The organism is Novipirellula caenicola (assembly GCF_039545035.1).
GTDB lineage: Bacteria > Planctomycetota > Planctomycetia > Pirellulales > Pirellulaceae > Novipirellula > Novipirellula caenicola.
Genome location: NZ_BAABRO010000008.1, coordinates 156,126 through 171,952, shown reverse-complemented (window position 1 = coordinate 171,952; position 15,827 = coordinate 156,126). Strand labels below are relative to the sequence as shown.

Sequence of the window (15,827 nt, the reverse complement as noted above, 5' to 3'; positions counted from 1 at the left end):
GAATAAAGGGATGAGTCAATCGCCCACGGCCCCCCGCCACTTAAATACCGATCGGGTAAACACTGATCGCGAGAACACCGATCGCGGCAGTACTGCCCCCAAGGACATTGATCCGCTGAATCGGCCAGTACCTCCCTACAAACACAATCCGTCGGCGTGGAGTCAACGCATTCCGATTTGTCTGTTGGCGTTTGTTGCCGCGATCATTTCGTCGCATCTATCGCTTTATCAGTGGGGGCTGATTGATAGTGCATGGGACCCGGTGTTCGGTGATGGCAGCAACCGGGTGCTTAAATCAGATACTGCGATGTCGATGTATCGCATCTTAGGGATTCACGACGCCGCGCTCGGCGTATTAGCCTATCTCGGTGACGCCGTCCTCGGGTTTGCCGGATCACCACGTCGTTGGCAATACCGCCCGTGGCTCGTGATTCTGTTTGGGATTGACGTGATTCCGCTGGGGATCGTCAGCGTCGTGTTGGTGGTGATTCAAGCATTTGTGCTCGGTGAGTGGTGTTTTCTATGCTTGGTCACCGCAGCAATCTCGCTGATCTTGGTCTACTGGGCTTGGGATGAAGTCCGCGTTTCACTCGCGTATCTAAAAATTGTTTGGCAAGATCATCACGACGTGAAGTTATTCTGGAAAGCGTTCTGGGGTTCCCGCACCGAGCAACTTGATCAGGCTGGTGAAAAACTTCTCTCGCGCGAGGTGGCATGATGTGGGGACGCGTGATCGAAATCATGACTGCGGTGTGGCTTGCGGCCAGCCCGTTCGTTTTTCAGTCTCCGGTCGATCCTGTGATGTTATGGATTGACTTTGGAATTGCGTTACTGATCAGCACGTTTGCCGGGCTTTCGTATTGGCCGCCTACACGGCATGCTCACCTGCTGACTTTGGCGGTAGCCACGGGGTTGATCGTATGGGGCCGACTCGCGGTGCTGCCTCCGCCGCCGATTCACCAAAACCACATCGTCGTAGGCCTGTTCTTGTTGATGATCGCGTTGATTCCCAATTACGCTTCGCGTCCACCGCGAGCATGGCGGCACGACACGGCAGACTCGGTGTCCTAGCGTAAACACGTCCCGATTGCGGATTGACTGCGAAAACGAACACGTGTTTTTCAGTGCTGCACATCGCACAGCACTGCACTGCACTGCAAGGATGGTTCGGACACGGTGCCACGGACAATCCGGCATCACTGCACGTCGTTGTTCGACTGTGATTGCGATTTCAATACGGCGGCCAAACGTTTACGTACCGCCGCGGTTTCGGCGGTGTCGTTCTCGGCGGTGATCGGACGCTGCTCTAACACGTCCTCCTGAACATCAAAAAGCTGGCCCGTTTCGTACAAATGCCAACGTCGATCGCGAGCCGAGACATGGCGGGTGAAATGATCTTTGTCCCATCCCGGACGAGGATCGTAAAACGAATAGATCCACTGACGACGTGGTGACGAAGAGTCCTCTCCGACCAATTCTGGATAAAAGCTGATCCCATCCAAATCGTGGTCCGATGGCAATGGATGCCCGGCCGCCTGCATCATCGTCGGAAGAAAGTCAGTCGAATCGACTAGCGCATCAGAAACGCCCGGTTGAATCATTCCCGGCCAATTCGCGATCAGCGGTACATGCGTTCCCGCATCGGTAGGCAATCCCTTGCCTCCGGCGACAGGCCCATTTTGTGTTTGCGAGGTGATCGAAAGATGCGTGCCGTTGTCACTGTAGAACAGGATTAAGGTGTTCTCTCGCAAACCAAGGTCGTCAATTTTCTGCACGACCTTGCCGACACACTTGTCCATATACTCGACCATGTCTTTGAAATAGCGAGGATCTTCGTCAAGTCGCTTTTCTGGATCATTCCAATCGGCGCTGTCGGGCGTCGGATTCATCGGCCAATGGGGTAGTGCCATCGGGTAATAGACAAAGAATGGGTTGGCTTTTTCACGTTCCATGAACGCGTTGATGTAATCCACCCATTGGTCCGGCCCGTATTGCCCGGCGGCCTGTTTTAGCGTGCCGTCTTCGAGCCAAGTGGGGTTGGCGTATCGCGAACCTTTGTCTTCGGTATGCAGCGAATGATACAAGGCGTATGAATCAAAGCCGGAATCTTTGGGGTGCATGCCGATACCACGGCGAGTTTCCGCGCCAGGATAGTCCGGTGGATCGTAACTTTGCAGCTGCCACTTGCCCGCGATACAGGTCTTGTAGCCGACTTGCTGTAGATAGTGACCAAACGTTTTCTCGCTTGGATCCATGATCCCAAAGCAAATCCAATTGCGATCATTGTGCATCCCCGTCATCAACTGCATGCGAGTGTTCGCACAAAGCGGCTGAGCATGAGCGTGCGAGAAGCGAAGTCCTTCGGCGGCAAGTTGATCGAGTTGGGGCGTGGCATAACTGAGTCCGCCGTAGCACCCAAGTCCCTCGATGCCGAGATCATCGGCCATGATCAGCACAATGTTCGGCTGGCGATCAGCCGCGGCGATCGGTCTCGACGTGCCGGCAAATGCGACGACCGTCGCGATCACGACAGCCAATGCCAATACAGGACTTTTCCAATTTGTCATCATCAGCCTTTGAGGGGTGGTTGTTACGGTCACTTCGTGTTTACTTTTGATTTTCGTGACGGCGTGGCGCGGGGCTAACGCGATCGCCTTTGGCACGAAACAGGTGGGTTTTCATAACGGAGCGCTATCAGTGCTGATGTCGCCTGCAGCGAAAATGTCAACTCAATCGTAATCGAAATTGACAAAACGGGGATCGATGCACGCTGATCAACGGAAATCGTGATAGAAAAACTCGTCCTCTCATCCTACTACTTCCGCCGGGCATGATCGATCCAATGCTGCAAAGGCTCATCCGCTAAACTAGAATACGTTGCTCGAATCGCGGCTTGCTACCGTCTCGATGGGCTTCCTTAGCATGAGGTTCGTGACTCACTGCTAAGTTTGGCGTGTGCATGATTGGACACGCAGAACCCGCAGCAAAAGACGCTCCTCCCAATATCGCAATATGCTTGCTTCCATGAACCGTCGTTGTCTCTTGGCTCTGGTCCTCGTTTGCGTGTTCGCGGTTTCTTTGTGCGATGCTCAGTCCGATCGCCATTCCAACGCCCGGGCAACCGGCGTCGACGTCAACGAAGTGAATACATCGACCACCTTCGACCTCCTATCGCCGCCGATGACCGAGGGTTCGCCGGGACCGGGAAAGCGAGTGCGTCAGGTCGCGACCGAGTACAAGGGAACTCAGGTGCATCATTCGCTGTACTTGCCTTTGGATTGGAAACCAGACGGCAAGTTTCCCGTGATCGTCGAGTACACCGGAAACAAGTGGCCACTTTGCAACTCGACCGGCGAGGTTGGGGATGCCAATTTAGGTTACGGCATCAGCGGCGGCCGAGGCTTTATTTGGGTTTGTATGCCGTCTATTGAGACAGGAGGACAAAGTAATGCCGTCACGTGGTGGGGCGACACGCAAGCGACCATCGACTACTGCAAAATCAATCTTCCTCGCATCTGTGCCGAATTCGGAGGCGATCCCGACAACATCCTCCTCTGCGGTTTTTCGCGTGGGGCGATTGCGACCAGCTATATTGGGCTCGCCGACGACGAGATCGCTTCGCTTTGGAAAGGCTTCTTGACGCATGATCATTTCGATGGCGAAAAGACATGGGGCTACCCCGACAGCGATCGTGCGTCGGCCCTAACACGTCTGGCCCGGCTCGACGGGCGTCCGGTGCTAATTTGTGGAACCCAAGCCAGCAAAACTCGTGACGCATTCCTGGGGGATCATCTCGAATTGGCCCACTTCACCTTTCTCGATGTTCCCACCAGCCAACTCTTTGCGATCCCCGAAGGCAATGTGGTGCACCCGCACACCGACCTGTGGATGCACAAGCAAAGCGTCTACCGCAGGCAAGTCCGCGACTGGGTTGAAAATGTACTTGATCAATAACCAACTAGCAGCAGTCGATTATGCTGGACCGACGACGATGTTGCCGTAGTGGATCTTGCTAAAGATCCTCTTGCGTTTAAAGCCAGGGAGCTCTAGCGAGCTCCACTACGAAGACTTGGGAGCTTTAGCAAGCTCCACTACATTAGAGAAACGACAAACGACGCGTTTGCTGCCATTTTATTTACTGAACTTATCCCCGCATTTCCCCGCCTTTACTTCCCCAACTCTGGCATCCCTGATGAAAGCGATTTCCATTCTTCGATTATTGTGTCCCGTTGTCGTATGTCTCTGTCTTTGTTCGTCGTTGTGGTCCGCCGAGTCGAGCGATCGGCCAAATTTGGTGCTGATCATTGCGGACGACATGAATTGGGACGATTGCGGCGCGTACGGGCACCCTGCGATCCGCACGCCGCATATCGACCAACTTGCCAACCGGGGACTCCGGTTCGAGCATGCGTACCTAACAACCAATTCATGCAGCCCTTCGCGCTCGAGCATCTTGACGGGCAAATATCCGCACAACACCGGGGCCGAGCAATTGCATTGGCCGCTGCCGCCGGAAAGCAAGACGATAGCTGCGACGCTGAAGCAATCCGGCTACTACACGGCGGCGGCGGGCAAATGGCATCTGGGCGACGCCGTGCGTGACCATTTTGATCGCATCTACGAAGCATCCACCGCTGGTTTTGTATTGCCATCGGGCAACGAGGGTGAGCCGGTAAAGATGATCGCGGCCCAACCGAGCGGCTGCGAAGATTGGGAGCGTGCAATCGACGACCGTCCGCGTGACAAGCCGTTCTTTCTGTGGCTAGCGGCACTCGATCCGCACCGTGAATACAGCGAAGGTGCGTTGGATCCGCCGCACCGTCATGCTGATGTGATCGTTCCGCCGCACTTACCAGACACCCCGGACGTCCGTGAAGATTTGCGGCTGTATTACGACGAAATCGGTCGGCTTGATACCTACGTCGGCAAAGTCATGAGCAAGCTGGAACAACAAAACGTCAGCGAAAACACCTTGATCTTGTTCATCAGCGACAACGGACGTCCCTTTCCACGCGACAAAACCACGCTCTACGACGGTGGCATTCGCACCCCTTGGATTGTCCGCTGGCCCGACCAGGTTCGCGGCGGGGTGACCACGAACTCGCTGGTCAGTGCGATCGATATCGCTCCCACTTTCCTGGAGCTCGCGGGGATCGACAAGGACACGATCCACGGCATGCAGATCGAAGGACACAGCTTTGCACCGGTCCTACGCGACCCGATGACCGAGTCTCGACAATACGCCTTTGCCGAAGACCACTGGCATGACTACGAAGATCACGCTCGCTGTGTCATGGATCAACATTTCAAACTGATTCGCAATGACTATGTCGACCTGCCTGCAACGCCATCGGCGGATGCCGGTCGCGGACTCTCGTGGCAAGCGATGCTGCGACTACAAAAAGAGGGCAAGCTGACCAAGCAGCAACAAACGTGTTTCGTGTCGCCTCGTCCGCAGTGGGAATTGTATGACCTGATGCGAGACCCGGGCGAATTGAACAACGTCATCGACGATCCTGCCTACCAATCGGTTCGCAAACGATTAACGCAGGCCTTGCAAACGTGGAGCGAAGAAACGTCCGACTACTTACCATCGCGTCGCACTCCCGACGAATTCGATCGCGTGACGGGGGAACCCGACCACAGCGTTCGCGTTCGTCCGCGTCCATCGAAAAAAGAGATGTTTGGCACGAACGGAAAGTATTAAGCTTCGTCCCCTTAAATCCACGGCAGACTCCATGATCAAGATGACGACCGCGTTTGTTCTTCTGTTGGCTGTTCTACCTTGCACGAAGGTGACTGCGGCCGATGCGGAGATCACGACGATCCCCAAACAACCCAATATCGTTTTGCTGTTTGTCGACGATTATGGTTGGGCCGATATGGGGTGTCGCAATCCTGTGTTTGAAACGCCAAACATTGATCAACTGGTTCACGAAGGACTCGATTTTCGCCAAGCCTATATCGCGTGTCCGACATGCAGTCCCAGTCGCGGCACGCTGTTGACGGGGAAACATCCAGTGCGACTCGACTTGGTGCGTCATATTCCGACCGGCCCCAAGCACGCCGATTTCGACAAGTTTGGCCGCACCGAAACGGAGTTCAATTGGCTGGAGACGGATCCGGCCCAGTTTCCTTGCCGCAATTGGTTGCCGCTCGAGGAGACGACTTATGCCGAAGCACTTGGCGAACTCGGCTACTACAACCAATTTATCGGAAAGTGGCATCTCGGGCACGAGGAATACCATCCGGTCAAACAAGGATTCGACGAGCAGATCGGCACCTCGAACTGGGGACATCCAAAGTCGTATCACCCACCTTACTTTGTCAACTCGGATGTTTTGGTTGACGAAAAGGAACGATATCTGACGGACAAATTGACCGACGAATCGGTTCAGTTTATTAAGAGCTATGACAAAGCCAAACCGTTCATGTTGTCGCTGTGGTATTACACCGTGCATGGACCTCACGACGGACGCGAAGACCTGGTCAAACATTTTCAAGCGAAAGGTTTAACAGGCCCCTACGCACACTATGCCGCGATGGTCAAAGCACTCGACGAATCGGTGGGCCGCGTCCGCGATGCCATCAAGGCCAAGGGAATCGAAAACGATACGATCGTGATTTTGTTATCGGACCAGGGGGGTGCGTTTGATAATCCACCGTTTCATGGCGGCAAGAAAGTCGACACGCTGTACGAGGGTGGTGCACGCGTACCGTTCGTCTTCCACTGGCCGGGCATTACCAAAACGGGCTCGGAAAACAACAGCATCGTTCAATCGACCGACCTGTTTCCGACGCTCCTCGAAATCGCCGGCGGCGATCCGTCGAAGTACAAAGACCTTGACGGTGTGTCGCTGGTCTCGACGATCCGAAACAACAGTACGCTCGCGCGAGACGAACCGATTTTTGGCTACCGTGCCTACGAAGACTTGTATGCCTCGGTGCGACTGGGCGACTGGAAACTGCTCGCCTACCGCAGCGGCACGGTGAAGCTCTACAACATCGCCAATGACATTGGCGAACAGCGAGATCTGTCAGAAACTCATCCCGAGAAAACGCGAGAGTTCGTACAAAAATTGGCTGCGTGGGAGCGAAAGATGAATGTGCAAAAGTATTCGGGAATACAATAGCCACCGTCGTTGACCGCTCCGCGATCCATAGAAAAAAATCGCCCTCCTCACCAAAACATCTTCACTCCGCAAGGAACGCGACTTCAATGAACGCTATGATCGCGGAGCGATCAGCGACACTGGTAACTCGAACCAATGATATTTAAGGCGACAAGATAAAATGACAACCAACCATCCATTGCGATCGCTACTGTTGCTTGCGGTTGTGCTTCTAGCGTGTCCACAAACGCAAGCAGTCGAAACAAACACCGAGCGGCCGCCCAATGTGATTTTGATCATGGCCGATGACGTCAGCTGGGAGTGTTTTGGATGCTACGGCGCCGACGACTACTCCACGCCAAACATCGACGCGTTGGCGTCCAAGGGCATCCGTTTTGACCACTGCTATTCGACTCCGCTTTGCACGCCGTCACGAGTGAAGTTGATGACGGGCAAATACAACTTTCGCAACTACACCCATTTCGGTTATCTGGATCCGCAGCAGAAAACGTTTGCTCAAATGATGCAGTCGGCGGGTTACAAGACCGCGATCGCAGGCAAGTGGCAACTCAATGGGTTGTATCATGGCGCCGTCGGGCACGACGACAACACACGGCCAATCAAGGCTGGGTTCGACGAGTATTGCTTGTGGCAACTGACTGCGGCGAAGGGCGGAAAACAAGGTGGCGAACGGTTCTGGAGTCCGCCGCTGGAACAAAACGGCAAATTTTTGAGCAAACGGGATAATCACGAGCAATACGGTCCCGACATCATGTCGGACTTCCTGTGCGACTTTATCCAGCGGAACAAAGAACAGCCGTTCTTCGTTTATTACCCCACGGTGTTGGTCCACAATCCGTTTGTCGCCACTCCGGATACGATCGGGGATTCACCGCGGACTCACGATGCGAACAAGGCTCCGAAAAACGCGGACGCCCAAAAGGCCAACTTTGTCGCAATGGTCCACTACTTGGACAAGATCGTCGGCAAGCTGGTCAAGCAGGTCGAAGCGGCCGGGCAACTCGACAATACGCTGTTCCTGTTCACTGCGGACAACGGCACCAACCAGTCGATTACCTCGCGTTGGAACGGGCAAGCGATTCGCGGCGGCAAAGGTGGCACCAAGGATATGGGGACACACGTCCCGCTGGTGGCATACTGGAAAGGGCATACACCGGAGGGCGTGGTGCTGGATGACCTCGTCGACTTTACCGATTTCTACGCCACGCTGGCCGAAGCCGCAGGCGTCCAACTCGGCAGCGACGATCCCGTAGACGGACGCAGTTTCCTGCCGCAATTGCAGGGCAAAACCGGCAATCCACGCGACTGGGTGCTCTGTCACTACCAGCCGTACTGGGGCAAATTCCCCGGCTCGCAATACGTTCGCAACGAAACGTACAAACTGTATCGTGACGGTAGCTTCTATCGGGTGCCGACTGATTTGTTAGAGGCGAATGACTTGTCAGCGGAGTCGCTCGATTCGCAGGCGGCATCCACGAAAGACAAACTTCACACCGTGCTGCAATCCGCGCCGCCCGCACCCCCGAAAAAAGCTGGCCCCCAAGCGAAGCAGCGGCCCATCTATCCTGACTGGAAAGACATCGTGGATCCCAACGACTGACCCTGGGCAACCCCTTGTCACAAATTCATTTCGTACGCCCCCCCAAAAACAGCCACTACACGAATCATGAAACCCCGCACGCTCCTTCCGATCCTTCCACTTCTGCTGTTGCTGACCATCACGCTCTACGGCGACGAACCAAGCAAATTGCAACGTGCCGATTCGAGGCCCAACATTGTTTGGATCATTCCAGACGATATGTCCGCGAACTTTTCGTGCTATGGCGAAACCGCGATCGAGACTCCTAACGTCGACCAGCTTGCCCGTCGCGGCGTCAAGTTTACCAACGCGTATGTTACCGCGCCGGTATGTTCGACGTGTCGATCGGCATTTATCACCGGGATGTATCAAACCAGCATTGGGGCGCATCATCATCGCAGCGGACGTGGGACTGAAAAAATCGAGTTACCTCAAAACGTCACGCTGGTTCCCAAGCTTTTCCAAGACGCGGGTTACCACACCTCGATCACCGGTTGGCCACTGAACGGCAAGCTGGGCAAAACCGACTACAATTTCCAGTGGGACGAATCGGTCTACGACAGCAACGATTGGCAAGACCGCAAACCGGGGCAGCCGTTCTTTGCTCAAATTCAAACCGCGGGCGGCAAACTGCGAGGCAAGGACGCAAGCGGATGGGACAAGATCGCTCGGCAAGCCAAAAAAGAATTTGGCAACAGCACGGGCATCGATGCTGTCACGTTGCCGCCATATTACCCTGATCATCCCGATATTTTGCGAGACTGGACTGCCTATCTGGATTCGGTTCGCTTGACCGATGCGATGGTGGGCGAAGTGCTTGATCGACTCCGGCGCGAAGGCGTGCTCGAGAACACCTTGGTGCTGTTCATGACCGATCATGGCATCAGCCACGCTCGTGGCAAACAATTCATGTACGACGAAGGACTGCACGTGCCGTTGGTGATTGCGGGTCCGGGCGTTGAACCGGAAACGGTCCGCGATGATGTGGTCGAGCATATTGACATCGCGGCACTTTCGCTGGCGGCGGCGGGAATTGACATCCCGAGTTCCATGCAAGCCAAGGATATCTTGGCAAGTGACTACGAGCCGCGTGAGGCGGTTTTCGCCGCTCGCGACCGCTGTGACGAAACGGTCGACCACATGCGATCGGTGCGAACCAACGAATTCAAATACATCCGCAACTTTCTACCAAACCGTCCCTATTTGCAGCCTTGCGCGTACAAAGATGCCAAGGCAATTTTGATCGCGCTGCGTGAATATCACGCTGCGGGCAAGTTAAACGAAGTGCAAGAATTGATCTTTCGCGACGTACGGCCCGCCGAAGAACTTTACGACGTCAAAAGCGATCCTCACGAGATTCATAATTTGGCAGGCGATCCGGCGTACGCAAACAAGCTGAAAACGCTGCGTGATCGTTTGGACCGATGGATGGAAGAGACCGGCGACCAAGGACGCCAACCCGAATCAGCCAAGATGTACGACAGCGATATGAAGGTCTACACCGACCGGCTTGCATTGCCCAAATTTGATCCGGCTCACTTGAAGGAAGTCCAGGACAACATTGCGATCATGAAAAAATGGGCCGCCGAAGGCAAGTAAACCTTTGACGCTGAATCATCCGATGAAATTGGATTCGCCGCCACAAATTCCGCATTCCTATCTGCGAGCACGACTTGATGAAACACGATTATCGACGACGAACCGGCACTGGCTGTGCACCGCGATCGGCAACGGCAGCCAAAAACTTGTTTAGAAAGCTTGCCTTACTACTCCTCGTGATGAGCGGCCTGTTTACGGGGCTGTTACCCGTGTCCGCAGAGGCGCAAGCAACCAGCGAGCGGCCCAATATCCTTTGGATCTTCTCCGAAGACCTATCACCATTCATGGGATGCTATGACGATCCGATCAATGCGGGACATACGCCAGCGATTGATCAATTGGCCGCCGATGGAGTGTTATTCAAACGCGCGTATGTGCCGGCACCAGTTTGTTCCGCGTGCCGCTCGGCCATGATCACCGGAGTGATGCAGACGACGACCGGAACGCACCAACACCGGTCCGGACGAACCACCGATGGACAAATCGTTCCGCCGGATACTCAGATTCATCTTCCTGAAGGGATGAAGACGATCCCGGAATTGATGCGTGCAGCGGGCTACTTCACATTCAACAGCGGTAAAGACGACTACAATTTCCACTACGATCGTCGAGCCTTGTACAGCGTCGGCAGTAAAGACGATTACAAAGCCGGCATGAACGGATGGCAGGGAAACACAGCCCGCCATACAATGTCGATCACCCAAGACACTTGGAACGCTCGCCAAGACAAATCCCAACCGTGGTTCGGTCAAATCGAAATCAAGGGCGGCAAGGCGAACACGAAATACACTCGCAAAGGAGAGGTATTGGCGGACGATGATGTTCCGCTGCCACCGTATTTCCCAGACACCCCGGCGCTTCGCAAGTCGTGGACGATGCACTACAACGCCGCTCGCGGTGCGGATGCTCGGGTCGAAGCGATCCTCGATCAGTTGCAGGCTGATGGTGAAATGGAAAACACGATTGTGTTCTTCTTTTCCGATCACGGCAGCAACCATTCCCTTCGCCACAAGCAATTCTGTTACGAAGGCGGCGTCCATGTTCCGCTTGTGATCAAGGGCAAGCATCCGGCGCTGAAAGCGGGTACGGTCCGCAACGAAATCATCACGGCACTCGATATTCCGGCGACCACGTTGGCGATGGCGGGTGTTTCGCTGCCCGATTATCTTGACGGCCAGGATCTGTTTAGCAGCGAATACAAACCGGTCGAATATGTGATTTCGGCTCGTGATCGCTGCGATTACACGATCGACCGCATTCGCACGGTCCGCTCGGATCAACTGCGCTACATCCGCAATTTCTATCCCGAGCGGCCGATGTTGCAGGCGCAATATCGCGATCAAAAGAAAGACGTTCTTGATCTCAAACGGCTGCATCAAGCAGGCCAACTAAATGACTATCAAGAGCAACATTGGTTTGGCGTCCGCCCATCGGAGGAATTGTACGACATGGCCAACGATCCGCATCAGATCAATAATCTAGCCGGTGATCCTCAGTACGCCGAAGCCCTTCGCAAACACCGTGATGTTCTGGACAAGTGGATCGAAGAGACCAACGATCAAGGCCAATATCCTGAATCGGTGATCCAATTAAAGGCGACCTACGAATTGTGGAAAGACAAACCCGTATTCAAGAACGCTGACGTCAACCCTGAATACGATCAATTTCGCAACTAGAAACGCACGTTTTTTCGCATGACCGATTCCCGTCGTTCGTTTTGTTCGATTGCGACGCTGGCATCGCTAGCGACGGGGGACGCGGCGTCGACAATCGTTTGTCATCAAGCCGCGATTGGCGGGATCGTCGAACACCAAATCGGCAGTGGCGTTCGAGCCCGGCTTTGCTTCCCAGAGGCCGTATCCTGTGAATACACGATACGAAACGGTGGCGTCAGCAGGTAACCTTTTTCGAGTTACGGCTGCGCAAGACTCCACAAATCGTGGTACAGGTGACGCAGACGCAGCAGTTCGAATCGACACCAAACGCCTCCCCAAGAGCTGATTGAATGATCTTAAAGAACACGATTTGCTGTCTGATGACGGTATTCACACTGATGCATACTTCGCCTGCGAAATCACAAGAGATGGACAAGATGTGGGGCGAGTCGATCGTCAAACTTCGCGCCGATGATGCAGAGCGGGGGCAACTTTTTGCCGATGGCAATTACGCGATGTTCATCCACTGGGGGATCTACTCGCAATTGGCCAACAAGGTCGATGGCAAAACCTATTACGGTATCGGCGAATGGATCATGAATCCACGTATGGCGGGAATTCCGATCCCGCGATACCGCGAATTGGCGAAAACATTCAATCCGGTCAAGTTCGATGCGATGGCAATCGCTCAGCTCGCCAAGGACGCAGGAATGAAATACATCATCATCACTGCGAAGCATCATGATGGCTTTGCGATGTATCATTCCAAAGCCAACAAGTTCAACATTGGCGATGCATCGCCGATCAAATTGGACCCGATGAAAGAATTGGCCGAAGCATGCCAAAAACAGGGGCTCGGATTTGGTTTCTATTACTCGCACAACCAAGATTGGACGTTCCCCGGCGGCGGCAATGGTCCTAAGCAAGATTCTCAGGGAAACCCAGCCACCTTTGACGATTACTTTCAAAAGAAATGTTTGCCGCAAGTCAAAGAGATCACCAGCGAGTACGGCCCGATCGTATTGGTCTGGTTCGATACCCCTGGAAACATGCCCAAGAAATACGTCCAAGAATTGGTCGATGTCGTACGAGAAAATCAACCTAAGGCGTTGGTCTCTGGGCGCGCCGGTCACAACCTAGGGGATTACCAATCCTTGGGCGATATGGAAGTGCCTCACCGCAACGTCGAAGGGCTTTGGGAAGCCGTCGACACGACCAATGATTCGTGGGGCTATGCTTGGTACGACGAGAACTGGAAAACGCCCGAAGAAATCCTGCATCGGCTGATCGCATGTGTGGCTCGCGGTGGAACGTACATGTTGAACATCGGCCCACGCGGCGACGGCTCGGTTCCTGAGCGTGCGGCGGCCTCGCTGCGAAGTTCCGGCGATTGGATCAAGCGTCATCCTCAGGTGGTGTACGCGACCGAAGCCTCGCCATGGCAACATGCACTGCCGTGGGGCGACGTCACCGTGAAGGGCAACCGCATGTTTTTGTCGGTGTTCAAGTGGCCTGCGAGCGGCCAGCTGTATTTGCCTGGGTTACAAACCGAGATCCGCTCGGCCAAATTGCTCGCTGGCGATGATGCGAATCCGGTTGAATTCGAATCGGTCGGCACCTGGACTCGCTTTTCGCTCCCCCAATGTGCTCCGGAGGACCTCGTCTCGGTGATCGAACTGGATTTGGCGGGCGAGCCTGAGGCCGATCCGACCTGGGGCCTCGATCCCGAAGTCGCAACGGAGATCCTAGCCGAATTTGCCTCGGTATCCGGCGCCACCCAGAACGACAAACGCTGGATGGAAAAATTCGGCGAGTGGAAACATGTGATCGAGGTCACCGATTGGCCAACCGGCGACGAGGAAACCACCGGCAAAGCAAGCTGGGAAATCGACGTGGTCGTCCCAGGGGACTATCAAGTCGCACTGAGCTATGCCGGCGAAGGACGATTGGTTTGGGGCGTTACGGTCGAAGGTGGCCAGTCGATCCAGAACCAGCAAAATGCATCGCACATCTACCAAAATTTCCCGATCGGTTGGCTGAACTTTCCGAAGGCTGGCCGCTACACCGTCTCGGCATCGTGTCTGGACGGCAACGTGAAAACCGGAAGCTTGAAGTCAATCACGTTCACTCCGATTCACCAATAGCAAGTCACGCTCGAACGGACCGCACGCCGCCGATCGGATGAGTCGCGGGCCCCGTTAGCTCGCAGGCCTATTAGCTCGCAGGCCTATTAGATCGCGGGCCCGATAGCTCGCGGGGCTGATGTCATTGCCGTTGCCGACGGCAGCAATGGCCAGCCTAAAAAATGCGGGATCGTCCACTGCGGACGTCCCGCGGATTGGCGGCCGTATTCCCTTCTCCGAATTTCGGATTTCCTCCTTGAGATTCGGACTTCCCCTCGGCGAGATCCTCAAAGCCGCTCCAGCACCTCGAGGTGTCGCAAAACGTTATTGCCGCGTCGCAAAATCTTACTACCCCCATAGGGATGGACTCTATGATTATTCGGTCTTGGGGAACTTCATGCCTCGTTGACGCCACTGTAGCGTCAAGCAAAGCGCCCATTTGTTATTGATTTTCATAACTTTTCTTTAGGGTAGCACAATGTCTTTCACACGAAAGCGCTCCGGGTTCACACTCGTTGAACTCCTGGTGGTCATCGCAATCATTGGTGTCTTAGTTGGACTGCTTTTGCCGGCGGTCCAAGCGGCACGCGAAGCAGCACGGCGGATGAGCTGCAGCAACAATTTCAAGCAGATCGGGCTGGCAATCCACAACTACCATGCGGCGTACAACCAAGTGCCGACGCACGGCACGGGGACGCAGCCGGGAACCGCTTCGAACTATTTCAGCCCGTCCACGCTTGGCAACCGAATTCGCTTGAGCATGTTGGTGCCGTCGCTGCCGTTTCTCGAACAGCAGGCGTTGTGGGAGAAAATTTCCAACCCTAGCACCGAACGCACCGACGGTGCGGTCCAATCGCCTGTTTGGCCAGCGATGGGACCTACTCCGGATGACATCCAGTACATTCCCTGGACAACCGAGATCTCGGGCTATCGCTGTCCCAGCGATCCCGGGTTTGGGCTGCCTGCGTTGGGGCGGACGAACTATGCCGCCTGCGTCGGCGACTCGTCCTGGGAAATCTATTTTGGTCCTTGGAACAATCTGCGAACGGTAAAGAACAACACCGACGACGCACGGGCCGCGCACCGCGGTTTCTTCAAACCGATTGACGTGTCACGATTCGGTGATTGCTTGGATGGTCTGTCCAACACGATTGCGATGGGTGAAATCATCACGGATCTTGGGGACAATGACAATCGAGCCCAAGTGACCGAATCGGCTGCCAACAGCAGTGCTCCGGGCATTTCGTTGGCGAATATTCGCAACAATCCATCACGATGCCAGCCCTTGATCGATGCCACCCGGCCTCGTTTTTGGGACCCACAATATTTCATGATCTCGCGTACGCTATTTGGCCGCGGTTACCGCTGGGCAGACCAAGGCCCGCTGTTTTCCGGCTGCATGACGATTTTGTCTCCCAATCGCGAGATCTGTGGTCCCTACAACACTCTTGGAACCACGCTTGTCGCCACGATGTCCAGTCATCACCAAGGTGGTTGCCACGTTTTAATGGGGGACGGGGCGGTGAAATTCGTCACCGATTCGATCGAAGCCGGCGATTCCAAAGCCGGAAATGTTTGGTTAGGAGGCACGGGAGCTCAAGCGCCCGGTTCGGCAAGTCCTTATGGACTGTGGGGGGCATTGGGAACACGTGCCAACCGCGAAGTCATCAACGCCGAGTTTTAAGCGATGGCATTTCGTCGTTCGCCGTTTGATCCCTTCCTAATTAGGCTAGACATT

13 protein-coding genes are annotated in these 15,827 nt (G+C 54.8%); 12 read left to right on the top strand and 1 reads right to left on the bottom strand.

All coding sequences use genetic code 11. From position 1 onward, the window contains the following. Window positions 1–10 precede the first annotated feature (10 nt). Both ABEA92_RS16825 and ABEA92_RS16820 read left to right on the top strand, forming a co-directional pair. Window positions 11–718 carry a vitamin K epoxide reductase family protein gene (locus ABEA92_RS16825; protein ID WP_345685001.1) on the top strand — a complete coding sequence of 236 codons (708 nt, stop codon included), beginning with the start codon at window positions 11–13 and terminating at the stop codon, window positions 716–718. Further along, window positions 718–1,071, top strand: coding sequence for an SPW repeat domain-containing protein (locus ABEA92_RS16820; protein WP_345685108.1), 354 nt, complete (start codon window positions 718–720; stop codon window positions 1,069–1,071). The genes ABEA92_RS16825 and ABEA92_RS16820 overlap by 1 nt, the downstream gene beginning before the upstream one ends. 125 nt (window positions 1,072–1,196) lie before the next feature. On the opposite strand, the gene ABEA92_RS16815 is transcribed toward ABEA92_RS16820, so the two are convergent. Then, complete coding sequence (locus ABEA92_RS16815; RefSeq protein ID WP_345685000.1) at window positions 1,197–2,570, bottom strand: sulfatase family protein; 1,374 nt, start codon at window positions 2,568–2,570, stop codon at window positions 1,197–1,199. Between the two features lie 454 nt (window positions 2,571–3,024). On the opposite strand from ABEA92_RS16815, the gene ABEA92_RS16810 reads away from it, so the two are divergent. The 10 genes from ABEA92_RS16810 to ABEA92_RS16765 all read left to right on the top strand — a co-directional run bounded on the left by ABEA92_RS16810 (window position 3,025) and on the right by ABEA92_RS16765 (window position 15,773). After that, entirely contained in the window at window positions 3,025–3,954 is a 930-nt protein-coding gene (locus ABEA92_RS16810; protein ID WP_345684999.1) for a hypothetical protein, read from the top strand. A gap of 238 nt (window positions 3,955–4,192) precedes the next feature. Continuing rightward, window positions 4,193–5,707, top strand: a complete 1,515-nt coding sequence (locus ABEA92_RS16805) for a sulfatase family protein (RefSeq protein WP_345684998.1) — start codon at window positions 4,193–4,195, stop codon at window positions 5,705–5,707. A gap of 64 nt (window positions 5,708–5,771) precedes the next feature. Continuing rightward, complete coding sequence (locus tag ABEA92_RS16800) at window positions 5,772–7,133, top strand: sulfatase (RefSeq protein WP_345684997.1); 1,362 nt, start codon at window positions 5,772–5,774, stop codon at window positions 7,131–7,133. Window positions 7,134–7,293: 160 nt separating this feature from the next. Then, complete coding sequence (locus ABEA92_RS16795) at window positions 7,294–8,733, top strand: sulfatase family protein (protein WP_345684996.1); 1,440 nt, start codon at window positions 7,294–7,296, stop codon at window positions 8,731–8,733. 66 nt (window positions 8,734–8,799) lie between these two features. Next, window positions 8,800–10,311, top strand: coding sequence for a sulfatase family protein (locus ABEA92_RS16790; protein WP_345684995.1), 1,512 nt, complete (start codon window positions 8,800–8,802; stop codon window positions 10,309–10,311). 22 nt (window positions 10,312–10,333) lie between these two features. Next, window positions 10,334–10,465: a hypothetical protein gene (locus tag ABEA92_RS16785; protein ID WP_345684994.1), complete on the top strand. Its 132-nt coding sequence runs from the start codon at window positions 10,334–10,336 to the stop codon at window positions 10,463–10,465. Window positions 10,466–10,490: 25 nt separating this feature from the next. Then, on the top strand, window positions 10,491–11,987 hold the full coding sequence (locus ABEA92_RS16780; protein ID WP_345684993.1) for a sulfatase family protein: 1,497 nt from the start codon (window positions 10,491–10,493) through the stop codon (window positions 11,985–11,987). A gap of 18 nt (window positions 11,988–12,005) precedes the next feature. After that, complete coding sequence (locus ABEA92_RS16775; protein ID WP_345684992.1) at window positions 12,006–12,212, top strand: hypothetical protein; 207 nt, start codon at window positions 12,006–12,008, stop codon at window positions 12,210–12,212. A gap of 104 nt (window positions 12,213–12,316) precedes the next feature. Beyond that, the gene (locus tag ABEA92_RS16770; RefSeq protein WP_345684991.1) at window positions 12,317–14,110 is read left to right on the top strand and encodes an alpha-L-fucosidase; all 1,794 of its coding nucleotides are present in this window, start codon (window positions 12,317–12,319) and stop codon (window positions 14,108–14,110) included. Window positions 14,111–14,567: 457 nt separating this feature from the next. Continuing rightward, complete coding sequence (locus ABEA92_RS16765; protein WP_345684990.1) at window positions 14,568–15,773, top strand: DUF1559 family PulG-like putative transporter; 1,206 nt, start codon at window positions 14,568–14,570, stop codon at window positions 15,771–15,773. Window positions 15,774–15,827 lie beyond the last annotated feature (54 nt).